Source organism: Lactobacillus sp. W8174, from assembly GCF_016100975.1.
Classification (GTDB): Bacteria; Bacillota; Bacilli; order Lactobacillales; family Lactobacillaceae; genus Lactobacillus; species Lactobacillus juensis.
Genome location: NZ_JACFRN010000003.1, coordinates 130,632 through 156,352, shown reverse-complemented (window position 1 = coordinate 156,352; position 25,721 = coordinate 130,632). Strand labels below are relative to the sequence as shown.

Genomic DNA, 25,721 nt, shown 5'->3' with positions numbered 1-25,721 from the left:
TTAAGCACTCCTTTCATTTTCTTATTTACTCAACACGGAATGAGTCGCTTACTTTACCGTTAGTCAATTTTTCAATAGCAATTGGCATTTCTGGATTGTGGAATTTGTCCATGGTAATTCTGCCAGTAACACCGTCAAAGTCTTTAATCTTAGCTAGACCTTCAGTAATTTTAACCGAATCATCTGATTTTTGTTCTTCAATAGCAGTTTTTACTAAGTAAACTGCATCATATGCTAAAGCTGAAAATGTAGGTGCATCTGCATGGTAACGAGCTTTATATGCTTTGATAAACTTAGCAGCTTTTGAATCTGGATTCTTGGCAGCTACATTAGTTGAAAATGGTGTAGTGTAGTAAATATCAGTTGCGTTTTTAGCACCTGATATTTGAACGAGTTTAGGATCACACATACCGTCACCACCAACGATTGGAGCTTTAATACCCATTTGCCGTGCCTGTTTGATGATCAAACCTAACTCTGTGTAGTAACCCGGTACATAAATAGCATCGATTTTCTTAGATTTAAATGAAGTTAAAACAGCATTGAAATCTTTATCACCTGCAGAATATGTTTGACTATCAACTATCTTGCCTTTATAAGTATCTTTGAAGGCCTTTGCTAAACCAGTACCATAATCACTGGAGTTATCAGCATAAACTGCTACTCGTTTAGCTTTCAATTTATCGGTGACAAATTTAGCAGCGCTCTTTCCTTGGAAAGTATCTTGAAAGCAAGCTCTAAAGACATAAGGCTGAACCTTGCCATTTTTTTGTCTGGTATAGTTTGGATCCGTTGCAGATGGACTGATACCGGGAACAGAAGCCTTGGTAATATTAGGAATTTCAGCGGTACCACAATTAGTAGTAGCCGGCCCTATAACTGCTGCCACTTTATCTTTAGTTGCCAGTTGTGCAGCAACCGAAGCCGAAGTAGCTATTGAGGATTTATTATCACGGATAAGCAATTTAAGCTTCTTTTTATGCCCGTTGACGTTAATTCCACCGGCTTTATTAATTTCAGAAGCTGCTAACACTATGCCTTGCTTTTCAGCACTACCATATCCAGCAGCAGTACCAGACAGCTCAATGTTAATACCAACCTTGACAACATCTTTATCTTGGTGTGTACCCTTACCGCCCCCGCTTTTTGCAACGGAACAACCAGCTAGTGCCAAGCCGGCCATTCCCACCGTTAAAACACGCAACAATCTTTTTGAAAATTTACTCATCATTTTCTCCTTTTCAAATAGCCTGGTAACTAAAAACCTCATTCATTTAATGAATGAGGCTTAGATCAGTTATTAGATAAGCCCCATTCATTAAGACGCAAACAAGGGCTTTTCATGTAAAATCACTAAAAGTAATTTAATCATGCTAAGTCCTAGACGACAACAACAAGGCAATTAAACTCTGGGCAATAATATTTTTAATGTTGGTTCGTTTATTTAAATATTTAGCTTTCATTAAAATCGCCTCCCAAAATTTAATTTAATACTTAGAATTATAAAAAAAGAACATTAGCATGTCAAGAAGTTTTTGTAATTATTTTTATCAAAGTTCTCAGTATTTTTTATTAATTCTATTGTTTTCACAGGCAAAACAAACGCACGCTGTTAAAGCGTGCGTTTTACTTACCAGACTTTTTTAAAATACTGCTTTTTTCCGCCAAAATACAACCATGATGCATAAAACAAAATAGCTTAAAATCATGAGCATTATTGGTAACCATATTTCATAATATGCTGTTGGCAGAACCTGATTAAAGATTTTTAGACCAAACAAAGCATCAAAGACACCAAATACCGCTGGAACTAAGAGCAACAGTCCCGTTCCATAAGTGCTGCTTTCCTGCGATACTTTTTGAGTCTTTAATTTTTGATCAGCATCCCGGTTTTTCTTAGCAAATTTTATTACCTCTATTATCAAAATAGCAAACAGAGTTGCACCAAACACAAATGCCATTGAGAAGCCCAAAATCTTCATTTCTCTGGTCATCCCCAGTGCCAGCTGATAAAGAGCGGCTTTGGAACTGCTGTAGAGTCGACTATAGGTAAGACTACTTTGAGCCTGTTTATGTTCAATTTTTAGTAAAAACGGCCAATCTCTATCAAAACTGTTTAGCTGTACCAAAGTCAGATATTTAGTATTGCCTTTAACCTTATTTAATTCTGCAGCTGAACAAAGTGCAATTGTTTTATCTTTTTGACTGCTATTAGGAACGAGTTCGCGAAAGCTGTTGCCTGCCAGAGAATTTTTATTCAATTGGTCTAACTTAATTAATTTGACTTGAAAATTGCGCTTGCCGGTGCTTTTGACGTACTTAACTGGATTATCTACCAATTCATTACGAACAAAATAAAAGTGCCCTTTTGTATCTTTATAATGGTATGTTTGTTGCTTTTTAATTTTTAGTTGCGCCACATCGTTTTTAATATTGGCGGTATTGCTGACAATTACGCCATCATAATAAGTTCCCCTCTTAATATCTTGAGAAAAGGCATTAAAGTCATGACTTAAAGCCAGAGCGCCCATAGTCAAGGCAAAGAGTATGGAAATGATAGTAAAAACACTGGCATAATGATGAAGTCCCAGCTGCGTTTTTCCTTTAGCTAACTTAATTTTGCTAAACCAAGTTGCAGGTACCAAGCTTAATAACGAGTGGCAAAGTAAATAAGTACCTGACACAATTGTGACAAAGGCTGCCAATAAAGTATTAAACAGATTTTGACTAGGCAAATTTAGTATAAAATAGCCGGTTACTACTAGTACCAATCCTAAAACCATTTCAATTATTCTTAGTCCTGAATGTTTTTGAAAAATTGTAGATGCGTCTTCTTTTGCAGCTACACTTTTTAAAATTGTTCTGGTTAGGTTATAAGTTACTATTATACCGCCAATCATTATTACAGCGGTCAGCAGCATTATCGCTTGTACGCCCCAACTTACCTGCAGAAAATCTTTTATGAAATTAAAATTTACCGCAGGTGGTTTTAGTAAGCCACTAAACAGCTTAATAATGAGGGAAGCAAGATTAAGACCCAAAATAATACCGGTTACTATCATCAAACCGCTAATAATGAGTGTCGCACAAAGTTCTATTAGCCCAATGCGCATATTTTTTAATTTTTGCATCAAGATCACCAAACTTTCTGTTTAGCTCCTTCAAGCAGACCACCTTTTAACTTAATTATAGTTAGCGCTGTCATTTTTCAAATGACCTGAACAGTTTCTTGAACATATTTTAATATTTGCTTTTTAAGCCATTATTCTTTTTTAAATATTGTTTTTTGTTAGTGTCGATTCTCTCCAGCTTGATTGCCATTTTTAAAACATTTTTCCTATCATCTTTCTTTATAATTTTTTCCTGGTCTAAACTTTATAAATAATCCATCTACAAATGCTTCATAAATATGATCATCTACTTTAGACCTAATTTTTAAATCTTCGCTTAACTTATCAAACATCTTTTCTATGTTTCTTATTAATCTAATTTGATCCCAATTGGAATTAATTCACGTAATAATTTTGCTCCTTTTTCTTTACTCCTTTCTAATTATTCTTTGCTTATTAAGATTTTATATAAGCATATAAAAAACGTCATATTTAACTCTTACTGGCTTAATATGACGTTTTTAAATTTTATTTATTAGTAATCATTAGTTCTTCAAGTTCTTTACCATAACTGGGCATACCAGCAATTTTCACACTTGCAGTTATTGTTTGTACTTTATCAAGACACTTGGGATCTTGGTCATAATGATATTTGATTATATTCTCATAAGCTGGAGCAATAGTCTTATAAAAAAATATATCTGGTTTTGTTTTGATTTGTTTTTCACTACTAACATAAAATTCTGTTTCTTCAAATCTTTTGTTACGAATACACAAAATCATCATATTAATAATTATAGACAAAACTAACTTTTGAATATCAATGCTACTCGAGCCAATAAACTGACGTATTACTCTTTTTGAAATCAATAAATTACTATCTAAATCATAAAAACTCATAAGGTTGCAGTACAGTCTTAAACTATCAGAATTAAAATGAGAAACATCAAACGTTCTTTCTTTCAATCTATCTATAACGCCACTATCAATACTGGAAAGATTTTTGTTAATTATTGCAATAAAGATATCAATTATATCTAATTTATCTTCTTTATTTGGAAAATCACTTTCCGCAACAAAATTTCGTATTTGCTGCAGATCATGCACAGAATTTTGATAATACGCTTCATTAACCATTCTATCAATCTCTAGGTTCTCGTCATGTACGGTCTTCGCCTGGTGGTTTAACTTACCAAAAAAATCAGTTAATGAAATTTTGTTAATGTTTAATAACTCAATTAAATTATCTGCTGAAATGCTGCTTAAATTTTTTTCAACTTTTGCATAAAATGACGGGCTTACCACATCATTAACCCATTGCCTTTGTGTTTTCTTTTGCTGAATGCGATAGTCTTTTAGTAATTCACCAATTGTCATTTAAATTTCCTCAACTATTTGATTAACTATCAAATATTACACTTTTTAATTTTATTATAATCAAAAAATATAAAAGTATCATAAAATTAAAAATAAAGATTATATAATGCTGAGGTAAATTGGGTTATTATCTATCTGACTACGACAGGCTCTTATCGTTAAATTGGTATTGATTAAAATCAACAACTACATCATACTTTTGCAGTTCTTCTGGATCGTAATGATGAATAACTTCAACAAAAGTAAAGTTTGAATCAAAAATATATTGGTGAATTGCCTTTGATGAAGTTTTATCAAGTGAAGCATTAATTTCATCCAGTAATAAAATTGGTCGATTGGCTAAAATAGCCCGTGCCACCTCAATTCTGGACAATTGGCCACCAGATAGTTGATCTGCATTGTCACCTAATTGATAATCAAATCCCTTTTCTTTAATTAATTGTCCTAACTGTAGTCCTTGACATACCTCAAGAACTTTTTCTTTAGCTATATTGGCTCCTAGAGTTAGATTAAACCAAAGCGTATCAGAAAAAATAACTGCACTCTGGCTGGAATAGGCAAACAACTTAGTAAACGATCCTGCCGCTACTTCGTTATGATCAAGTATAATTTTTTTAGATTTACCATACTTACCATACATTAGAAACTGTAACATCGTAGATTTCCCTGATCCTGAGGGTCCGATGACCGCAACTTTTTGGCCAGACTTAATATCAAGATTAATATGTTGTGCTAATACCTTATCCTGACGCATTAAATCTAGGTCTTGCACTTGTAGTTCATTAAATGTAGGATCATTGGTTTGTTCACGCTCCACATTATCTGCTTTTTGTATATATTGCTTTATCTTTCGAACAATTGGCTTTGTAGTAGACAAATTATTTCGTTCTTGCAAAATTTGTAAAATTGGATTTACAAATGAATTAGATAATTGCGTTATTGCAAAAAGAGCACCTAAAGTAGTTTGACCTTTAATTACTAATGCAATACCAATTGCAAACGGCAATAAATAAGTACCCATAATTGCAATTGCATTAAGAAAAGCACTGGTATTAGTATTAAGCACATTCATCTTGGCTAATTTTTCTTCTAATTGGTTAACTTTATACTGATTTTGTTTAACTGCATTATCCTGCTTATCATATAAATTAAAGGTAGCAGTACCAGATAACAAATTTTTAGTTTGATTAACATATTTATCATTAGCATTTGTCCAAGCTTCTGCAGCATTTTGAATAGGCTTTTGGAAAAAGGTGGAAACAATTGTTGGTATAACCGAACCAATAAAAAATATTATTGTAAGCTGCCAATTTAGATACAAAGCGAATACCATAGCAAATACGACGGTGTATGAATAAATCAGAATTCCTATTTCAGCATCATAGCGATTTGTTTCCAAAAGTTTAAAATCATTAGTTAAAAAACCTAAATTAGAAGCATCTTCTTGCTCATCCGAGAGCATACCCCTCATCACTTTAAGCCTTAACTTAGTATTGACCTGCTTAGCAGCGTCTGCTTTAAGATAATCAAAAATTAAAGTGGCGACTAAAATTAAGATCAATAACAAAATATTTTTACCAAAAAAGACTGGAATAGCTGCAAAATTTTTAGCTGTTGCCAAATTAATTAACGAACCAACAATGTATGCTGTAACAATATTCTGCATACTGGAAATTAATCCAAAAATATTTAAACAAAAAAACTTAAAGTGCGAGTAGTATTTGTAAACCATGATTTTCTCCTTAATTTGCTTTAATCTCACTTTGCATGTAATGGAAAAATACCTAAATACTTCCCAATAAGTTTCTTTTCCATTACTACATGTAGAGTATTTACCTTCATATCTCGACCATGCTGTATGTTGATATAAATAATATAATTGCCTTTTTATTTTTATTAATAAAACTGTCATATTTGACATAAATAAGTTGGATATGACAAATCCAAAAACTAACAGAATTTATTTCCTATCCACTTTCACCTGTACCAAAGCAACTTAACATAATGCCATTATTATTAGCATCGTGTCTACATATGAATTAAGCAAGCAAAAAGGCAAGAAATTTTCATGAAATTTCTTGCCTTTTATTAAAAGTTAAAACTTTAAAACTATTTATTCGGCTCCGATAATTTAGGCCCAGCTAGATACTTGATATCTGACGCTTTAAAGAAACATCTAGGATTATCTGCCTGCTGATAATATAGCTCCTCTTTTTTGCTATCTGGATTAATTATTTTAATAGCCGTACTTACTGATACGCTTGTTCCCTTTCGAAGGAGTGTACCTGTAAATGCTTTGCCATCTTTATCATAATATTTTGCATCGTTTACAGCATATACTTGTGTAAAAACACTATAAAAAGGTAATAGCTGTCTTGGAGTGGTCTTAATATAGACATTACCAATAAATTCATCTGTACCCTTAATCCGGTATAATTTTTGTATAGCAGGTGGGGTATTAATACGTTTTGGACCAAACTCTTCTGAATTAGTTTCTTTATCTAGAACTATCTTTTGTCCACCACTTAAATATTTATCAAGCTGTTTACCTTGATTATCGTAAAGAGGTATTTTAGTTTGTGTTGACCAGAGCTTAGTAGTCACAGAAGCCTCATTAGTATATAAATCATTGCCATTTATTTTTGCAACATTGACAACTTTGATATAACCACCATGACCGATATTATAATACTCTTTACCTTTAATTGTTACATAAGGTAAATAAAACCAATTCCAGTTAATATCATGAAATGAATAACGTTCAGCCATTGCATCAGTTGTCGTTTGAACCTTACCAGCATACTGAATTGAGCTACCTTTTTGTAATAAACCGTTAGCTCGAAGGTAAGAATATACTTTTTTGCCTTTTTTGTTATAAATTCGTGTACGATGATTTAGTGTCAGTACTTCTTGATTTTCATCTTCATCTTGGTTAGTAGTTTGTGCTGCATGAGCTTGGTATCCATCTATTGCTACAGTAGATATAGAAGTCGCTGCCAATATTCCGGCTGCTATGCTAATAAATAATTTCTTTTTTCTCATTTTAATTACCTCTCTGTTAAAATTTTAATAGTTATTTTCTTTAATGTCTACTAATTCCCATTTATTTCAACATATATTATTCTTTTACAATTTATCCATTATTACGTTTAGTTTGAAGATCAAAAATAGCAATCATCCCTAACTAAGTTAGAAAAGACTGCTATAAAACTAGTAATTATAATTTAATCTAGCTTGTTTTGCGATCTTTAAAGATATAGAAAACGCCAAGCAACATAAACACTACTAGTAGTGTAATAAATGGTGGGAATAAGCGGCCAAATCCCTGTACTATTCCAAATCCTAAGAGGACTATTACAGAATACGAAAGCAAGAGTATCCCACGATTCTGTTTCACGAATTTAAAGAAGGGCTTGTCCTTATAGATCTTTGCAAGACAAAATGTTGCTATTAGAAAAGCTGTGTTCCCTATTATTTTAGACATAATTTCATCACTTTCTGTTAATCATGATTAAAGAACTGCTATGATATAAATTCCAGTAAGGTTGACATCCATATTAAAGATAATTGTGTAGATGTGTATCATCATATAGTCCAAATCATTTCTGACTTTCATAAAACAGGCTGAGCCAATGGCACTAGTTGTTCCTGTCTATTCGTTTATGCATTTAGTATATATTAAAATAATAAAAAAATAAAACGTTTAAAATAAAAAATTAATGTTTTAAATTTAATTTTTAACGTTTTAAAATAAAAAGTTAAAAATTCAGCTAGATCAATCGCTAATTTACATAATGTACATTAAGAGAAGTTGCTACGAAGCATAGTGCTACAAGGCTTAAAACTGCAGCAAATAATTGTTTGTGAAATTGAAGCAGTATAGCAAAAGGGAAGACTGTGAGTTCAATCTTTCCTTTTTTCATTTTTTCGTTATCTGGTAATTCACAATCAGACCAATTATAAATTCAAACTTTTACCATTTAATATAACTATACCTAATATTCAAAACAACTACTATATTTATTAATCATTATCAACTTTTATATTTTCATAAAAAACTTTTCTACCTTTTTACGATACTTTAGCATACCAATTAAAGCTAAGTTATTAATTATTATCTTGATGTTGTTCAAGTAGCAATCTTCTGGTTGACAATGATAATCAATCATATTTATGAGTAATGCTAATTCTTATAAAATACTGGTTTAGGCTCAGTTTCAATTTGTTCAGTAGTTTTAGACCAGCTACCATACTAAGAGGAATTCGTAAATTTGAAGCAAAAAAAGCAATAAAGAGGATATGACCGCCAAATTTAGGATAAATTTGGCGGTCACTTCATTTTAACTCCTTGCTTTTTATTTGCTTTCAAATTTTTCAAACTAATTATTGAGTACTGGTAGCTTTGATAAAATCTCCTCCTCCAGCTGCAACTTTATAAAATAATTCTGCTTTATTATTATCAGAACTAGTCATCTTTAAAGCCTTTGATATTCTGATTTCATCTCCTTTTTGACCAGGATGTCTCATTACTTTACCATCTTTATCATAATATGGAGTATCTCTTAAAATATATGCCAAACTATAGATGCTATACGTAGGCAATTCTTGTCTTACCTTTCCTTTAATATCATATTCTGTGATAAACTCATTAGTTCCCTTAATATGATAAAAATATCGTACACCTGGCAAAGTATCTATATCTACTTGTGCTCCAAAATCTGGTCTAGTGGCTTTTTCATCAACAATTATTTTCTGCCCAGATCTGATTGTTTTTTTAAGTGTTTTTCCATGACCATTATAAAGTGGAATTTTACCATTCGATTTCCCTGACCAAGCCTTAGTAGTTACAGTAGCGTTATTTACATACAGCCAATTTCCATCAACAGAATTAACATTTACAGCTTTTATATAGCCACCATGACCTATATTATAATATTGCTTGCCTTTTTTGTTATAGACACGAGTCTTATGATTCAAATACAATTTACCTTGCTTAGATTCTACACAAGAATCAATAGTTTGAGCTTGACTATTAGTTATAACAGTTATTACTAATGTTATTGTTAATATTACAACTATTAAACTAATAAATAATTTTTTGATATTCTTCATTGCAATTACCTCTCCCTGCTCAAATTCTAGTAGCTATCTTTCTGATTGTCTATTAAGGGCTACCTTTACTGTATCAAGTCAATTTAAGCATCATGTCTACATATGAATTAAGCAAGCAAAAAGTTAAAACTTTAAACTATTTATTCGGCTCCGATAATTTTGGCCCAGCTAGATACTTGATATCTGAGGCTTTAAAGAAACATCTAGGATTATCTGCCTGCTGATAATATAGCTCCTCTTTTTTGCTATCTGAATTAATTATTTTAATAGCCGTACTTACTGATACGCTTGGACCTTTTTGAAGGAGTGTACCTGTAAATGCTTTGCCATCTTTATCATAATATTTTGCATCGTTTACAGCATATACTTGTGTAAAAACACTATAGAAAGGTAACAGCTATCTTGGTTGCTACGAAACCTAAAGCTACACGGCTTAAAACTGCAACAAATAATTGTTTATGAAATTGAAGCCGTATAGCAAAAGGGAAGGCTGATTTAACAGCCTTCCCTTTTTTCGTTACCTGGTAATTTCACAATTAGACCAATTAGCCTATTTGCTACTTTTAATCCTTTAACTTTAAGCTGCTCCATGTGCTTCGTAAATTAATAAGAAAATCACTTTGATAGCAGCAGTAAATTAAAAACTTGTTTACTTGTCTTACAGGCTACCAATTAGAAGAACAGGAATATTAGCAAAAACTTCATTATCAATCCATTGCTTCAATTGAGTAATTGATTCTTGAGCCAATTTTTTATCTGAACCCTTTAATTTATTAGCCAATTTTTCGGCAGTGACTAGCTTTTTTGCTATTTTCTCTTTAGAAGTATTAGTGATCATTTCTACTTCGGTTTTTATTAATGGTTTAAGAGATTTTTTATGACCATTTACATTGTATGTCCCGGTTAAAAAATTAGTCCAAAACTTATATTTGCCATTTTGCGACACAATATGAACTAAAGAACCATTTTCTACTGATATAGCGCGATCTATTTTGAATAACATGTTTTTAGCGAAAACTTTTTTAGCATGCTTCAAACTATATTTTTTAAGTAAGCCATTTTTTCTTTGATACAATCCGCCATCAGTAGTAGCTATATTTTTAGCTAACTTGAAAACATAGCCAGCTTTAGTCAGTTTGTTAGACCATGTTTTATCAGACACACCCTGATTATTGACTACAGTATTTGTATCGCTTACGTCAGCTGCTTTAACAGGCACATAATTACTGCTTGTTGCACTAAATATCAAGCTTGCACCAAAAACAGCTGCAATTGCTGCTATACTAAGTGATTTTTTCATTTTTACCAACCTACTTTGATTTAATATATCATTTCTTAATAAATTAATATTTTAATAACAAAATTATATATCTTTAATTAATTTTGCTCAATCATTTACACCTATAAAAATAGCCTAAGACAAAATCTTAGGCCTCACTTTTGTACTATTAAGTAGTTCGTTAAGAATACCATTTACGATATTCAACACATCTCGAATTGTGGTAATTACAAGATACAAAAGAATTAGAATTAGAACATCAGACACGTCTTTTCACCACCTTTACGAGAAGTCAGTCAACTTCTCAAGATAGTGCACTAAACGCGGTAAGATTATTTTACGTCTTTTTCTATGTTGGCTAGTGTGACATCAGCTACTGTATTCACGGGCTCTAAATGATTGCCAAAAGTATATTTAGCAGTCGAAGCTTTCACAAAATTACAGTTTGACATCGATGAAGGTGAATCTAAAACTTCATAAAATAGTTCTGCTTTTTTATCTGCTGGAACCCATATATATCTTAATCCTGTAACCGAAACCGTATCACCTGAACTAAACCATGAATCGTCCGCAAATTCTCCTTTTATATTATAAAGATATGCGTCATTCACAAATCTTACATGCATGATATTAGTATACGGTATTAGTTGCTGACGAGGCTGCGTTTTAAGGTCGTCTCTTAAAACAAACAATTTTTTATTGTTTTTTATGCGGAATACTTCTAGAACTCCATTATCAAGCATATCAATTTTAGTCGTCCCTGCTAGTTCTTCTCTATTACTGCGACGATCAACCACTAGTTTCGTACCCTTTTTGACATATTTATTGGTAAATTCACCTTTATTATTAACAAGATTTGCTTTTGTAAAATCTTTATCAGAAGAAAATGGCGATGATGCTATTGTAACAGTAGCATAATTAGTAAATAACTTATTTCCATTGATACTATCAACATTTATAGCTTTAATATAACCGCCATGACCGATGTTGTAGTATTGTTTACCTTTAATTGTTTTATATGGTAGATAATACCAGTTCATATCTTTGTCATTAAAGGAATAACGCTTGGTATCTGGATCAGATAGGGCTTTAATTTTGCCAACATATCTTACTAAAGCACCCTTTTTTAGCAGCCCATTCGTTTTAAGATAAGAATACTTTTTCTTACCCTTTTTGTTATAAACACGAGTCTTATGATTCAAGGTTAGCTTGCCTTGCTCAGAATTTACATTTGACGTAGTAGTTTGAGCTTGATCAATATTAGTTGTAGTAACTGCTAATGATGTTGTTGTCAATATTCCAGCTAATAAGCTAATAAACAATTTTTTGTTAATTTTCATTGTAATTACTCCTTTATCCTTAAATTCTAATAGCAGTTATTGCATGTATTTATGAGTGGATAATATTCTTTAGAAATGCCAAAAAATCAGCAAAAGCAAACTAATTAGCTGTGCCAAAGATGACAGATCTCAATTTTATCTTGTTTAGATAATTTAGACATAAAAATACCCCCAAATTTGTCCTAAATTTTGAGGTCACTTCAAAATCAAATATGACAATTTTAAGTTTATTTATTTGCAACTAAAAGCTCTTCTAACTCCTTACCATAATCTGGCATTCCCGCTAATTTGATACTTTTAATTATTATTTCTGTTTCATCCAGATATTTTTTATCATGATTATCTTGATATTTAACTATATTATAAAATGCCGGTATCAGCAGCTTATAAAAGAAAACCTCCGGTTTTGTTTTTATTTGATCCGCATAATTAACAAATACCTCAGTTTCTTCAAATCGCTTATTTCTAATGCAAAAAATCAGCATATTGATAATGATAGCCAAAATTTTGTCTTGTATTCTGACACTGCTTGATCCAACAAGCTGTTTTATTATCCTTTTAGATAGCAATAAGTTGCTATTCAAATCATAAAAGCTCATGAAATTACAGTACATAATTAATCCATCTTCATCAAAATTAGAAATATTAAAAACTTTTTCTTTCATTCTGTCTATAACTTCTTTATCTAGCATTGTAAGGTCTTTACTAATTACCGCAATATAGGCATCAATAAGAAGTAATTCATCATTTTTATTAGGCAATTCACCTTCAGCAACTACATCTCGTATTTGTTGCAACTCTTTTTTTGAATTTTGGTAATATGCTTCATTAATAAGTCGATTTATTTCTAATTCTTGTTGATTAATCGACTTATCTTTTTGATTTAATTTACTGAAAAAATCAATCACTGGAATTTGATTAGAATGTAGCAATTCAATTAAATCTTCGGCAGAGATCCGACTTAAATTTTTCTCTACTTTCGCATAGAATGAAGGGCTTATCACATCTTTTGCCCATTGTTTCTGAGTCTTTTTTTGACTTATCCGATAATCTTTTAACAACTCCCCAATTGTCATTTTTATTCCTTCTAACTTTAAACTGTCAAATATGACATTCCTCTCTTTTTCATTATAACCAAAATATACTAAATATATATTTAAGAAAAGAGGTAAAAACATGAACATCTTTTTAAAGAATAAAAACTACAGAAAATTTACTCTTGCCAGCTGGTTATCCGGCGCAGGCAACATCCTGTTCTAACTGGCCCTCATGACTTATGCCAGCAAATTAAAAAATTATTCTCTAGCATTATCTTTGATTGCGATTACCGAATCGCTTCCAGACCTTATTCAAAGTCTCAGTGGCTACCTGGCGGACCGGACACACAATAAGTATCGCGTAATTGTCTGGCTGGCAGTTATTCGCTTTGCGTTATACATGCTGGTGGGTCTGCTCTTTGCCACCAATATTGCTGGCTGGAACCTGGTCTTAATGGTTATCGGACTCAACTTTGTATCTGATCTTTCCGGCATGTACTCTGGCGGTTTACAAACGCCGCTAATCGTTGGCCTCGTCGGTGAAAACGAAATGGCCGAAGCTCAGGGTTTTACGAGCGGCGTATCACAACTAATTACGCTAGTTGCACAATTTGTTGTCTCCGGGCTCCTGCTCTTCATGTCATACTCAGAACTGGCCATTGTCAACGCACTAACCTTCTTAGCAGCAGGCTTACTTTATGCCAACATTGGGACGAACGTTCATAAGCAACAGCCTGAACAGACGGAAGAGGTCAATGACCAAAACTTCTTTGCCACAATTGGTTCATCATTGAGACAAGTAAGGCAAGCCCACGGACTCTTAACGATTGTTTTAGTTGTAGCCATGCTTAATGGTTTGCTCAGTTCTGTCCAGCCATTAATTTCTATCGTTATTGCTGGTAACAAAAGCATGCTTATTGGCAGTTATAGTTTCACCATCGCACTTCTAGGAGCCGCTGCCGCAATTGGTTTAGCTCTTGGCAGTGCAGTCGGCACCAAACTCCTTAAAAACACGTCGCTTTTCCAGCTATCTTTATTATCTACTATTAGTAGTGCCATTATGGCTACTGTCATCCTAAATAAGAATATAGTGTTCTGCCTTATTCTAATGACCACTCTTGGTTTCTTAGCTGGTACGAGCAGCCCTAAGCTAATGCAATGGTTGGTTGTCTCCGTAGATCGCAAAATTTTAGCTTCTTCAGCAGGGCTTTTAAACACTATCTTGGCAATCGCTGGTCCATTAATGACGACATTATTTACCACCATAGCTGGTACAATCAACGTTAGTTATGCCCTGTACGGTGTCTTGGGATTTAGTGCAATCGTCTTCACTGTTACTTTAACTGTAATGATAAAAGTCAACAAAACAAAACAAGCTGAAATTGCATAAAAGTTTATCGATGTTTTTACCCAAAAAATCCAGACCAATCCAACATAAATTATTGGAAGCCATACCAATTTTTTGCATACTAGGGATAAAAGCGTTCTCCAATTAAGATTTTGTGAAATTAAAGTCTTTTTACCGGGTAATTTTGCACAATTTGAACAATTAAAAAATCGTATCCAAAAGGACACGACTAGACGAAAAAAATAAGCATTAGTCTAAGCGACTTCTGCTTATTTTTTCATGAGATGTTGCGTGAATTCCCACCAATTAAAGAGTTACTATTTTGATTTTGAAAATTTATTTCAAAATCCGGTCTTTTTATAATTATTTATTTGTGAGTACAATTTTTTCATATAATGTAACTGTTAACAAATAATAACCCAGATAAAGCACAATAAAAATTGTAAATGGAATCCAGATATTATGGTATGGAGATATCAGCAATGTTTTAAACAGTTGTAAGCCACAAAGAACATCTACTATGCCTAAAATTGCAGGCATGGTGAACAAAGTACCAATCTCTTTTCTGATTGAACTACGCAATAATTGTGGTCTAGCTCCAATTTCATGTAGCATCTGGTAGCGCACCTTGTCACTGGCAGCACCGCTTAAAACTTTAAACATTAGCGTCGAAGCGAGCATAGTCAGAAATGCTAAACCTAAGAAAAAGCCCATAAATTCAAACGCACTGGTAAAGCCAATCATATTGTTATAGTTATATGATTTTGAAGAAAGGTAAATATCTTTATAGTTGCGATTTTCCTTCAGTTGCTCTTTTTGAATTTGTTTAATCACTGGAAAATCATGGGCAAAGTCTTTGACATTAATATAACTGACGAATTTTTTCTGACCATTAAGTGTATTCCATCTTTGCTGTGAAACTAGCTTAATTTTCTTAGGAATGCCATTAGGCACCATTTGGCTAAAAATGCTGTTGGCAGCTGTTTCCGGTTTATCCAGTTTGGCAGTAACCAGTGTTTTCACTTTATATGTAGGTAAATTGTCTTGATTGTTATGAAAATAGATTTCTATTTCTTTCAGCGGCTGTTTTTCAAATTCCGTGCGGTTAAAGTAGAGGTGCATCCCCTTTTCTTTGTAGTGATAAGTCTGTTTGTTAGTAATGGTTAACTTTGCTTCTGCTTTTTTAACTGCTGGCATCTGACTGATAATTGTAGCATCATAATAAATGCTTTTTTGCGTTTCATCCTTCATGGAACCAAAATTAAGTCCCACGGTAATTGCACCTAAAGCCAAGGCAAACAGAATTGAAATCATAGTTAATATCTTGGTGTAGCTTTGCAAACGAAATTTCAACTGACCAAGAGTAAATTCATTAATGCCACGATATGAAAAAGACTTTTTATTAAGTAAATAATTAATAATAGCCGTAAAGACGCCATTAAAGACGAAGAAAGAGCCAGCAATAATTGTTACTAAGGCGGTGGGAATAAGAAAGTAAATATATCTGGTGGACAGAGTCATTACATAGTAACCGACTGCCAGCAAAAGCACACCGCAAATTGCTTCAATTCCCCGCAAAAGTGGATGATGATTAAGATTAATGGGAGTTTGATCTTCGTGTAAAAGATCAATTACCGGAGTATGTGTAAGTTTGTGCACATTGCTCAGTGCACCCAAGAGAAAAATAATAACAAAGAAAAGCAGTGTCCCTATTATTGCGCTGGGTAATATTGCCTTATAGTGCGTAATTTCGAGCCCTAATTTACCTACCAGCACCTTGGTAACTATAGTGGTCAACCCAAGCCCCAGTATTATTCCCAGCAGAACTGCTAAAAAGCCGGTTAGCAGAGTTTCAGAAAAAATTAGTAAACCAATCCGCGTGCTTTTGGCTCCAAGCATCATATACATGCCATAGTCATGCTTACGCATACTTAACAAAAACGAATTGGCATAAACAAGATAAACCGATGCAATGATTACTAACAAAATAATGCCAAAGGTAAAAATATAAGTTAGGTATGCTGTTCTACCGTAGACATCTTTACTAATAAATACAGGGTTAGTAGCAATTGACAAGAACATGTAGAAAATCATGCTGGCAACAATTAAACCAGAAAATAATACCAGATAATCTTTTAGCCTATTCTTAATCCCCGTCACAGACAGTTTCCAAATCATTACTGCTCCTTTCTTTAATTAAAAACAAGAATCTATTTACTGCTCCCAATTTTACTCACATTCCAGGACGATTTTTTCATATAGTTTTACGGTTAATAAGTAATAAATCAGGTATAGCACGATAAAAATTGTAAAAGGAATCCATAAGTTCTGGTATGGGTGTGGCAAGAGCAATTTAAACAGCCTCAACCCAAAGAGCACATCGATTACGCCTAATACGCCGGGCAGAATAAACAGCACTCCAATCTCATTTTTAATAGATTGACGCAAAACTTTTGCCCTTGTGCCAATTTCAAATAACATTTGGTAACGCACCTTGTCACTAGCTGCGCCACTTAAGACCTTGAACATTAAAGTTGAAGCCAGCATGGTCAGGAAAGCGAAGCCTAAAAAGAAGCCCATAAATTCAAAACCGCTGCTGAAATTCTTGATTAACTGGAAACTGCCCGCCTTGCTGGAAGTATAAATATAAGAATAAGCAGGATTTTCCTTCAGTTGTTGTTTCTGCAATTTTAAGATGGTGGGGAAATCCTGATCAAAGTTTTTCACTTTTACAAAGCTGACAAACTTGTCTTGTCCTTTTTTCTCGGTCCATTTTTTTGGTGAAACCAGGCGAATGATTTTAGCAATACCATCAGGAACCATAGCACCAAAGGCATTGTTAGCGTATGTCGCTGGGACGTCCAATTTCTCAGTGGGCAAATTGACCTTCTTGTATGCCGGTTTACCATTTTTCATGTAAAACTTGACGTTTTTTACCGGGTTATTGTTAAATTCACTGCGGTTAAAATACAAATATTTACCCTGTTCTTTATAATGATAGGTTTGCTCACGAGTAATCGTCAGTTTATTTTTAGCCTGCTCAACTTTGGGAGAGTCACTGATAATAGTAGTGTCATAATAAAAATTGTCTTCAAGCTGCTCACTGAGCGTGCTGAAGTTAAGCCCCACAGTAATAGCTCCAAGTGCCAAGGCAAAAAGCAATGAAACAACTGTCAAAATTCGCGTATAATCATGCAATCGAAATTTCAACTGGCCTAAAGTAAATACCCGGATGCCATGATAAGAAAAGCTTCTGCGGTTAAGCAAAAATCCGATTAAGGTGCTGAAAAAAGCGTTAAATGTGAAATAGGAGCCAGCGACTATTGTCACCAGCGCTGCTGGAATAATAAATAAAATAGCACCGCCTGGAAGACCCAAAATAAAGTAGCCTGCAGCTAAAAGTAACAGACCCAGTATTCCTTGAATCCAGTGCAAGACCGGCCGGTGTTTGTAAGCAACTGGCTTTTGGTCATCGCGCAATAGTTCAATTACTGGCGTCTTGGTCAATTTACGGACATTTTTCAAAGCTCCGAATAAGAACATGATAATGAAGAAGATAATCGTCCAAATGATAGCGTTTGGTAAAACAACCGCAAAATGTTTCACTGTCAACCCTAAGCGAGATATCAACAGCTGTGACACTATTGCAGTCAGGCCAAACCCGAGCACAATACCCACTAGTGTAGCTAAAATGCCAGTTATTAAAGTTTCCAAAAAAATTAGTAACCCAATTTTGGTACTCTTAGCTCCCAGCATCATATACATACCGTAATCGTGTTTACGCATGCTCAACAAAAAAGAATTGGCATAAACCAGGTAAACCATAGTAATGATTATCAGCAAGATAATACCAAAGGCAAAAGTGAACCGAACATAGTTACTTGGTGCTGAAATATCATTTTTGATAAAAGTAGGATTAATTGTGATTGTAAGGAACATGTAAAAGATCATGCTGGCAACAACCAAGCCGGAAAATAAAACCGCATAATCTTTAAAACGACTTTTGATTCCCGTTAAGGACAACTTCCAAACCATTTTAGTTCTCCTTATTCGTCAGTATCTAAGTGATCGATTAATAGATGGTAAAATTCTTGTCTGGACTGACCTTTTTTCAACATTTGCTCACCAATCTTGCCGTCTTTAATAAATAAAATACGACTGGCAAAACTGGCAGCAAACGGGTCGTGAGTAACCATCAGAGTGGTGATGCCATCGTTTTGATTCAAATCTGCCATAGTATAGAGCAATTCACGGGCGCTCTTTGAATCTAAGGCACCCGTCGGCTCATCGGCAAGCAGAATTGCAGGTTCATGTACTAACGCCCTGGCAGCTGCTACCCTCTGCTTTTGCCCACCCGAGACCTCAGCAGGATACTTGGGCAGAATTTCTTTAATGCCCAGTCTAGTTGCGATTTTGTCAACCAGCGGATCAATTTTTCTTGGAGAAATACCCCTTAAACTTAAAGGCAAGGCAATATTTTCACGATTAGTTAAATTTTCCAGCAAATTAAAATCTTGAAAAATAAAGCCGATTTGCTTACTTCTAAAGTCAGCTAATTGATTGGCATTTAAAGTGCTGTTATCCTCATGGTTAATAAAAACATTGCCTGTTGTCGGTTTGTCCAAAGTTGACAAAATGTTAAGCAAAGTTGTTTTACCGGAACCAGAGGCGCCCATAATGGCTACAAATTCACCTGAATTAACCGCAAAATTAATGCCCTTGAGAGCCTGGTATTGCTTTTCGCCCCGCTTGCCATATGTCTTAGTAACTTGATCTACTCGTAAAATTTCAGTCATTTGTAAAATCCTCGTTGCAATACTTCTGTACTATTTATCTAATACACTAATTGTATTTCTAACTTTTGTCAATAGAAAAATAAGCCTTTCCAATTTAGAAAGACTTATCTGAATACTTTTTCCTTATTTTTAACGGTCAATTAAGAATATTAAGTTTTTCTTAAAAAAACTTCAATTCTCTTAGCCCACTCTGCGCAGCACCTTGTTGAGTGGCGTCACAATAATTGGTGTCACAATTGCAGTAAATACTGCCTCAACCAGGCCGTTCAAACCTAAAGCAATTATTAACGCTGTAATTAAAGGCGTCCCCTGAGTGAAGCTGCCCAAATGGCCTAGCAGTTTGGCAGAGTTGCCCATGAAAACCAGACTGGTTAATAGAATTACAAAAACAGTGTTAGTTAAAGAAGTCACTGCTCCCGCAACCGTGTAGCTTACTTCTTTAATGCTATTTTTCTTTTTAGCAGTTAATTTTCCAATCAGTCCTGGAAAAAGACCCGCCAAAACACTAGGAATTACGGCAATCGCAAAGTTTTGAAAGAGCATTAAGCTGACAATATCGCCTGGTTGCGTATATGCCTGCACCATACGGGCAATACCCCAGAAAATACCAAAAAATGTGCCGGCAATTGGTCCCATAAGCAAAGAATAAATGGAAACAGTCAAAGGAATAGTAGTTATAGCCGGCAAAGTTGGCAATATGCGAATATAACCGATATTAGGAATGAAAGTTTGCAATAAAAAGATTGCGACAAATATGGCAGTAATAGCCAGGTTCTTAGTTTCTTTTCTGCGCATTTGCGTCCTCCTTAAAAAAACACCTTGCTATTATATTGCTTAGAATTATTTGTCGCAAATATTATCTCTGCTAAGTATTAGTTTTAACAATAATTACTTCAATAAAAGCTATATTTTAAATCCTTTCTCTAAAACTGATCCAGACTCAAAAAAGCGCTTGAATTTTTCAGCTTCCGTAAGTAATTTTTCCCGATTATCTACCTGTGAAAGCTTATAGCCGACAAAATATGGCGAAGCTGTGTAGCGCAAAATCAATTTCGCACAAATCCCCTGATCAAAACGCGGATAAAAGAACAAATTGTAGGAGTCACAGCGACCATTGGACAAAACTTCCAGCATGTATTTAGCTCCGCTTTGAATCCAGTCGGACCAGTCATCAATACTTTTTTCATCAAGCAGGTTGAAATCTAATTCGATATAGCCTTGAATCGGATGGGTGCCAACGTTAACCTCTAGCCCGTTGTTGTTAAAAATACTAATGCCTTCAAAATTGTTGGGCTGCAGATACTTATAGCCGTTCATCTTTTTCAAGCCAACGATTTGCATGTGCGGGTGCTCAAGTGAACCTCCAGAATTTTTGCCAAAATTCTTGTACCACAATACCGATCCGAACTCAGGTGAATCATTCATTTGCTTAAAACATGACAGTGAAAAGCGCATCAAAGCCCGATTATATTCAGGTGAATAGGTAGTGATATCTCCCGTATGTTTATTGGATTCAATCAAAACTGTCTGAACAGTATCCAGCAATGTCGGATATTTGTTATCCAGCCAGATCATCCCTCCCTGCCTTTTTATAATATTAGTCAGTTCCGCCACATTACAAAAGGGACAACCAGAATTATTTTTCACTTTACGGTAAGAATTAGGCTTTTCTTTAGCTATGTTAACATCAAACACTAATGGGTCATTTTCCATTGGGCAATCCCTCCTAAAAAATTTTCTTAAATCTTGCATTTTACTAGAGCCGCAATAGATGGTAAACTGTAACCGCAATTATTTTTTAAAAAATTCCAACGGTGGTAGAACTATGCAATCAAAAAGAAATTTAAAAAAACACAATAACCGCAATAACTTATTTCTGATTATTATCGGAATTGTTCTGATTTTAGCAGTTATATTTGGCGTGGTTCTATATAATAATCACGTTGAATCGCAAAAGCAGGCTAAAGCATTCGCTATTAATCATTTTAACCCTAATGTTAATATTTATGGAGTCGAAGTTGGAAACTTAACAATTAATAAAGCAACAGCCAAGATTAATCGGAAAGCCAACAATATTGTTTCCCTAGAAAATGGTAAAGTTGCAATTGAACGCGATCCCAGCATTGATACGATTAAGAAAAAGGAAGTTGCCAATTACTTCAAAAAACAGCATACAACGATGCCAGACAAGCAAAATTATGAATACCGCAATACTGACTTAGATGCTGCCAATAAAAAAATGCACGCAGTCAGTCATGCTGTAGTCAATTACCATGTTGCCGGCAAAGATTATCAGCTTAAAGCTCAAAGTCTGATTAATCAGGCAATTTACAAAAAAGGCAAATATTCATTTCTTAACTCGGAAAATTTAACAGCAAAACTCAATAAAATTGATCAGGAAGTTGCAACTATTCACCAAAGTTACAAGTTCACTGTGCCAAAGGGCAACAAAGTTGCAGGAAACAAAATTACCGTCAAAAACCAAAGCTATGGTTGGGGTGTTCATGTCAAAAGGGCTCAAGCAGCTGTCGAGCAAGCATTTTTAAACGGGACTAAAAATCTTGATGGTAAAGATTACATCTATGGCCTGGGTTATAGCACTTATGGCTTAGGCTATGGCAAAAACAATCACGGTATAGGGAATAACTATATTGTTGTTTCACTTAAAAAGCAGGAAATGTGGATTGTAAAAAATGGCAAATTAGTCGTACACTTGAATGATATTGTCACTGGTACGAGAGATGGCGTTAAGGGTAACAGTACCCCTCAAGGAGTTTGGTATATTCACTATAAGCAAGGTCATGCTGTATTGCGCGGACGCAATAACGACGGCTCTAAATATGCTTCACCAGTCAGATACTGGATGCCATTTACTTTAAGTGGCTGCGGTTTCCATGATGCCAGTTGGCGCGGCGATTGGAGTAAAAAAGCTTATTTACGTGGGGGTTCTCATGGCTGCGTTAATATCAAGCCTAGAGAAATAAAACAAGTCTGGCATAATGTAAGCAAGCATGAACCGGTAATTATATACGATTAAGTAATTTAGTAAGCAAAATAAAGAACAAGAATTTAAAAACTTGTTCTTTTTTGTTATACAAAAAACCTGTTAACTTAATATCAAGTTCACACTCGCTTTAGTTAACAGGCTTTGCAATTTTAAATATTAAATAACTTTTACTTATAAAGCTTCCTTAACAGCCTGATTGACAGCATCCTTTTCAGCATTAATCACGTCAACCTTGGACTCGATATTCTTGGTATCCATTCTGATCTCACGACCAAGACCCGGCTGATCAACCTTTGGCTCAAAGAATTCTTTGAATTCTTCCAATCTCTTTTCAGTATGGAAAATGTTTGAAGCCACAGTAATATAAGTGGTAAATTCCATATCACCCCCGACTGTCTTTTCCAGCCATGACCATTGGTCCCGTAACCAGTCCCAAGCAAATTGTTCGCCTTTTGGATTAGCTAAGACATTCGCAAACCAAGAGCGCAAATCTTGAGGCTTAACAACTGCAGCATTCTCAAAATTCTCAATAAGTTTCTTGATTTCAGCGGGATTCTTGGTGTTGGTAATAGCATCAGTAAGATCATCCTTATAGTTAGGATCGATGGCAGCTTGATATTCTTTCAGCAAACGATCAACTAATCCTGGTTCATTATAATTCCTAACTTCATTCATTAAAACATACGGTCGAACTGAAGCATCAATTTCGTTTAAGTTTTGATCGTGCTCAACAAAAATTTGGTGACCAGCTTTTATCACAGCAGGATTTTCGGCATATAAGGCTAAGGCTATTTCTAGTGGTCGAATTCTCTTATCATCATCTGTATCAGAATCTTTTGCTTGCCAACCTAAACGTTCAACTTGCTTTTGGGCTAATTTATTAACAAATGCCTTCAAATCTTTTTCTTGAGCTGAATCAGGTGTAACAAATTTAAATAATGAACGGATACTAGATAACAAGGCACTAATGACAATGTATGATTTGGAATCCGCAAATTTCGGCAGCAACGGTACAATTTCAGCGTATGAGATTTGCTTGCCTTCTGCTAAAAGTCCTAAATCTTGCAATAATTGCAATTGATCTACCGGTTTAAGCTGATTAAATTCAGCCATAATATCGTTCATCAAGGTTTCATCATAATTGACAATGAAGTGTGAACTATTGCCTACGTTTACACGCAAAGCGTGACCAGCTGCACTGCGTAATTCTTGGTAATCTCCCAGATCCAGTTCACGTTCAGACATAATCTGCGGTGCCGTAAAGTTTGCGTTCAAAGGGATAGCCCACTTGCGTCCAACTTCTTTGCCTTCACCGACGAAGAACTGCTTTTGGCTCAAAATCAAGTGACCAGCTGAGTTTACTTTAGCGGAAACAACAGGGTAACCCGGTTGATCAAGCCAAGTATGCATGATTTTACCAATATCTAAATCGGTGGCAGTCGAAAGAGCACTCCACAAGTCGTCACCCGTAGCGTTGCCATATTGGTGCTGCTCAAAGTAATACTTAAGTCCCTTACGCAAAGCATCGTCCCCTAAGAGTGCCCGTACCATAACCAGCATCCTCGAACCTTTAGCGTAAACAATTGCACTATCAAAAATCGAGTCAATATCAGCTGGATGCTCCACATTAACGTGAACGGATTGGACACCATCAGTGGCATCACGTTTTAAAGCTGCTGGCACCTCAGAAATTTGGTAAAGATTATCCCATACATGCCAACTCGGCTCCAAAGCATCAACTGAAACATATTCCATCATGTTGGCAAAACTTTCATTGAGCCATAAGTCATCCCACCACTTCATGGTAACTAGATCGCCAAACCATTGGTGCGCCAATTCATGAGTGATAACCGTTGCCACATACGCCTTTTGATAAGGAGTAGCATTATCAGGATCAAGTAAAATTGCGACTTCACGATATGTGACTAAGCCCCAGTTTTCCATTGCTCCGGCAGAAAAGTCGGGCAGCGCCAATTGCCAAGAATGTGGCAGCGGGTACTTGGTTTGGTAAAATTCTTCGTAAAATTCAATTGCCCGTTTTGCGATATCCAAAGCAAAGTCTAATTCCTTTGCTTGATGTGCTTTAGTCGCAAAAACTCCTACTTTAACGCCGTCTTTGGTTTCGATGATCTTTGATTGTAATTCACCAAAAGCAAAGGCAATCAAGTAGCTGGACATTCTAACCGTTTGTTCGAAGTAGTGCACGCCATCTTCAACTTTAACTTCCGGCATGTTGGCAATTGTAGTTTCACCTTCATGCTCATCATACTTAAGTGCTAAAGAAAAAGTAGCTTTGGCTTCCGGCTCATCAACACATGGGAAAGCCTGACGTGCAGCTGTTGTTTCAAATTGAGTACCGATAATCTGCTTTTGAACACCATCAACTTGATAGTATGACGGATAAATTCCCATCATAGAATCAGTCAGCGGTGCCGAATACTTAATCTCAACTGTGACTTTGCCAGTTTGACCCAGTTCAATAGCAATTGCTTCTTTGTCCTCATTGACAGTGAACGGTACATCCTTGCCTGCACTGGTAACAGAAGCAATTTTCATATACTTCTGATTAATTAAAATAGTATTTTCAAGTGCCTCACCTGTTATTGTTGAAGTACCGTTAATAGTTTTCTGTGCCCGATTAATGTCTATGAACAAGTCATAGTGTTCAGGGTGAAAAGTTTCATAAAAATGTTTAGCAGCCATATTTACCTCCTAAAATAATAGTTATTATCAATTTTAACAGACATATATGGAAATAACATGATTTTTCATAGCAATGGATATTTGCTCTGCTTTTATTTTTCAATAGTGGCAAAATTATTAAATTTTTAAAAAATATTGTAAGAGTTGCGTGTTCTTTCTGTAACAACAATGACACATTGACTGTGTATTATTATCCGTAGAATTAATACAGTTAATTGTGGGGATTGAAATATATTGAAGAACAGTAAAAGTTTAATACTTAAGTTAATTACAGCACTGGCGCTTTCATTTAGTTTTGTCACTGCTATAAATATAGAAACAAACAATAATAACTCGTGTACACAAACAGTACAAGCCGCTCGTAAGAAGTCAAAAGCTGAACGCGCAGCTAAGAGATGGATTGCCATGCGTGAATCAGGTGGCAATTATTACGCACGCAACGGTGTTTGTTATGGTAAATACCAACTTAACATTGCTTACCTAAACGGTAATTACTCTAAAAAGAACCAAGAAAGAACGGCTGACACATATGTTTACGGTCGTTATGGTTCATGGGTTAACGCCAAGAACTTTTGGTTAGCCCACCACTGGTATTAGAAAATACTCTTTAAT

At 34.7% G+C, this 25,721-nt stretch carries 17 protein-coding genes and 1 pseudogene; 3 read left to right on the top strand and 15 right to left on the bottom strand.

Annotated elements, in window-relative coordinates; all coding sequences use genetic code 11:
• Positions 1–25: 25 nt before the first annotated feature.
• The 9 genes from H3U49_RS05450 to H3U49_RS05410 all read right to left on the bottom strand — a co-directional run bounded on the left by H3U49_RS05450 (position 26) and on the right by H3U49_RS05410 (position 13,294).
• Positions 26–1,231, bottom strand: coding sequence for an ABC transporter substrate-binding protein (locus tag H3U49_RS05450; protein WP_370520796.1), 1,206 nt, complete (start codon positions 1,229–1,231; stop codon positions 26–28).
• Positions 1,232–1,643: 412 nt separating this feature from the next.
• Complete coding sequence (locus H3U49_RS05445) at positions 1,644–3,131, bottom strand: hypothetical protein (RefSeq protein WP_198180290.1); 1,488 nt, start codon at positions 3,129–3,131, stop codon at positions 1,644–1,646.
• A gap of 507 nt (positions 3,132–3,638) precedes the next feature.
• A complete protein-coding gene (locus H3U49_RS05440; protein ID WP_198180288.1) occupies positions 3,639–4,487 on the bottom strand; it encodes a helix-turn-helix domain-containing protein in 849 nt (282 codons plus the stop codon).
• 139 nt (positions 4,488–4,626) lie between these two features.
• Positions 4,627–6,219 (bottom strand): ABC transporter ATP-binding protein, encoded by a 1,593-nt coding sequence (locus H3U49_RS05435; RefSeq protein WP_046331504.1) that lies wholly within the window; start codon positions 6,217–6,219, stop codon positions 4,627–4,629.
• A gap of 377 nt (positions 6,220–6,596) precedes the next feature.
• Positions 6,597–7,529 (bottom strand): SLAP domain-containing protein, encoded by a 933-nt coding sequence (locus H3U49_RS05430; RefSeq protein ID WP_198180286.1) that lies wholly within the window; start codon positions 7,527–7,529, stop codon positions 6,597–6,599.
• 1,341 nt (positions 7,530–8,870) lie between these two features.
• On the bottom strand, positions 8,871–9,599 hold the full coding sequence (locus H3U49_RS05425) for a hypothetical protein (protein ID WP_198180284.1): 729 nt from the start codon (positions 9,597–9,599) through the stop codon (positions 8,871–8,873).
• Positions 9,600–10,257: 658 nt separating this feature from the next.
• Complete coding sequence (locus H3U49_RS05420) at positions 10,258–10,899, bottom strand: hypothetical protein (protein ID WP_198180282.1); 642 nt, start codon at positions 10,897–10,899, stop codon at positions 10,258–10,260.
• Between the two features lie 311 nt (positions 10,900–11,210).
• A complete protein-coding gene (locus tag H3U49_RS05415; RefSeq protein WP_198180280.1) occupies positions 11,211–12,218 on the bottom strand; it encodes an SLAP domain-containing protein in 1,008 nt (335 codons plus the stop codon).
• A 227-nt stretch (positions 12,219–12,445) separates the two neighbouring features.
• On the bottom strand, positions 12,446–13,294 hold the full coding sequence (locus H3U49_RS05410; protein ID WP_198180279.1) for a helix-turn-helix domain-containing protein: 849 nt from the start codon (positions 13,292–13,294) through the stop codon (positions 12,446–12,448).
• Between the two features lie 100 nt (positions 13,295–13,394).
• Here H3U49_RS05410 and H3U49_RS05405 point away from each other — a divergent pair.
• Positions 13,395–14,645 (top strand): annotated as a pseudogene (locus H3U49_RS05405) (MFS transporter).
• Positions 14,646–14,966: 321 nt separating this feature from the next.
• Here the strand turns inward: H3U49_RS05405 and H3U49_RS05400 are convergent.
• The 5 genes from H3U49_RS05400 to H3U49_RS05380 all read right to left on the bottom strand — a co-directional run bounded on the left by H3U49_RS05400 (position 14,967) and on the right by H3U49_RS05380 (position 21,112).
• Complete coding sequence (locus tag H3U49_RS05400; RefSeq protein ID WP_198180278.1) at positions 14,967–16,781, bottom strand: FtsX-like permease family protein; 1,815 nt, start codon at positions 16,779–16,781, stop codon at positions 14,967–14,969.
• Between the two features lie 51 nt (positions 16,782–16,832).
• Positions 16,833–18,638, bottom strand: a complete 1,806-nt coding sequence (locus tag H3U49_RS05395) for an FtsX-like permease family protein (protein WP_198180277.1) — start codon at positions 18,636–18,638, stop codon at positions 16,833–16,835.
• An 11-nt stretch (positions 18,639–18,649) separates the two neighbouring features.
• A complete protein-coding gene (locus H3U49_RS05390) occupies positions 18,650–19,399 on the bottom strand; it encodes an ABC transporter ATP-binding protein (RefSeq protein ID WP_198180276.1) in 750 nt (249 codons plus the stop codon).
• Positions 19,400–19,579: 180 nt separating this feature from the next.
• Positions 19,580–20,194 carry an ECF transporter S component gene (locus tag H3U49_RS05385; RefSeq protein ID WP_198180275.1) on the bottom strand — a complete coding sequence of 205 codons (615 nt, stop codon included), beginning with the start codon at positions 20,192–20,194 and terminating at the stop codon, positions 19,580–19,582.
• Positions 20,195–20,302: 108 nt separating this feature from the next.
• A complete protein-coding gene (locus H3U49_RS05380; RefSeq protein WP_198180274.1) occupies positions 20,303–21,112 on the bottom strand; it encodes a DUF4931 domain-containing protein in 810 nt (269 codons plus the stop codon).
• Positions 21,113–21,224: 112 nt separating this feature from the next.
• On the opposite strand from H3U49_RS05380, the gene H3U49_RS05375 reads away from it, so the two are divergent.
• Positions 21,225–22,436, top strand: coding sequence for a L,D-transpeptidase family protein (locus H3U49_RS05375; protein WP_198180272.1), 1,212 nt, complete (start codon positions 21,225–21,227; stop codon positions 22,434–22,436).
• A gap of 141 nt (positions 22,437–22,577) precedes the next feature.
• Here the strand turns inward: H3U49_RS05375 and H3U49_RS05370 are convergent, their stop codons facing one another.
• Complete coding sequence (locus H3U49_RS05370; RefSeq protein WP_198180271.1) at positions 22,578–25,109, bottom strand: M1 family metallopeptidase; 2,532 nt, start codon at positions 25,107–25,109, stop codon at positions 22,578–22,580.
• Positions 25,110–25,340: 231 nt separating this feature from the next.
• Between H3U49_RS05370 and H3U49_RS05365 the strand changes: the two genes are divergently transcribed.
• A complete protein-coding gene (locus H3U49_RS05365) occupies positions 25,341–25,706 on the top strand; it encodes a hypothetical protein (protein WP_034980791.1) in 366 nt (121 codons plus the stop codon).
• The last annotated feature ends 15 nt before the right edge of the window (positions 25,707–25,721 follow it).

What these genes read in the sequence shown, in the direction of transcription:
- H3U49_RS05435 (WP_046331504.1), bottom strand. Translation starts at nt 6,219, where the DNA reads ATGGTTTACAAATACTACTCGCACTTTAAGTTTTTTTGTTTAAATATT.
- H3U49_RS05385 (WP_198180275.1), bottom strand. Translation starts at nt 20,194, where the DNA reads ATGCGCAGAAAAGAAACTAAGAACCTGGCTATTACTGCCATATTTGTC.
- H3U49_RS05415 (WP_198180280.1), bottom strand. Translation starts at nt 12,218, where the DNA reads ATGAAAATTAACAAAAAATTGTTTATTAGCTTATTAGCTGGAATATTG.
- H3U49_RS05400 (WP_198180278.1), bottom strand. Translation starts at nt 16,781, where the DNA reads ATGATTTGGAAACTGTCTGTGACGGGGATTAAGAATAGGCTAAAAGAT.
- H3U49_RS05390 (WP_198180276.1), bottom strand. Translation starts at nt 19,399, where the DNA reads ATGACTGAAATTTTACGAGTAGATCAAGTTACTAAGACATATGGCAAG.
- H3U49_RS05410 (WP_198180279.1), bottom strand. Translation starts at nt 13,294, where the DNA reads ATGACAATTGGGGAGTTGTTAAAAGATTATCGGATAAGTCAAAAAAAG.
- H3U49_RS05380 (WP_198180274.1), bottom strand. Translation starts at nt 21,112, where the DNA reads ATGGAAAATGACCCATTAGTGTTTGATGTTAACATAGCTAAAGAAAAG.
- H3U49_RS05425 (WP_198180284.1), bottom strand. Translation starts at nt 9,599, where the DNA reads ATGAAGAATATCAAAAAATTATTTATTAGTTTAATAGTTGTAATATTA.
- H3U49_RS05450 (WP_370520796.1), bottom strand. Translation starts at nt 1,231, where the DNA reads ATGATGAGTAAATTTTCAAAAAGATTGTTGCGTGTTTTAACGGTGGGA.
- H3U49_RS05440 (WP_198180288.1), bottom strand. Translation starts at nt 4,487, where the DNA reads ATGACAATTGGTGAATTACTAAAAGACTATCGCATTCAGCAAAAGAAA.
- H3U49_RS05420 (WP_198180282.1), bottom strand. Translation starts at nt 10,899, where the DNA reads ATGAAAAAATCACTTAGTATAGCAGCAATTGCAGCTGTTTTTGGTGCA.
- H3U49_RS05430 (WP_198180286.1), bottom strand. Translation starts at nt 7,529, where the DNA reads ATGAGAAAAAAGAAATTATTTATTAGCATAGCAGCCGGAATATTGGCA.
- H3U49_RS05395 (WP_198180277.1), bottom strand. Translation starts at nt 18,638, where the DNA reads ATGGTTTGGAAGTTGTCCTTAACGGGAATCAAAAGTCGTTTTAAAGAT.
- H3U49_RS05445 (WP_198180290.1), bottom strand. Translation starts at nt 3,131, where the DNA reads ATGCAAAAATTAAAAAATATGCGCATTGGGCTAATAGAACTTTGTGCG.
- H3U49_RS05375 (WP_198180272.1), top strand. Translation starts at nt 21,225, where the DNA reads ATGCAATCAAAAAGAAATTTAAAAAAACACAATAACCGCAATAACTTA.
- H3U49_RS05370 (WP_198180271.1), bottom strand. Translation starts at nt 25,109, where the DNA reads ATGGCTGCTAAACATTTTTATGAAACTTTTCACCCTGAACACTATGAC.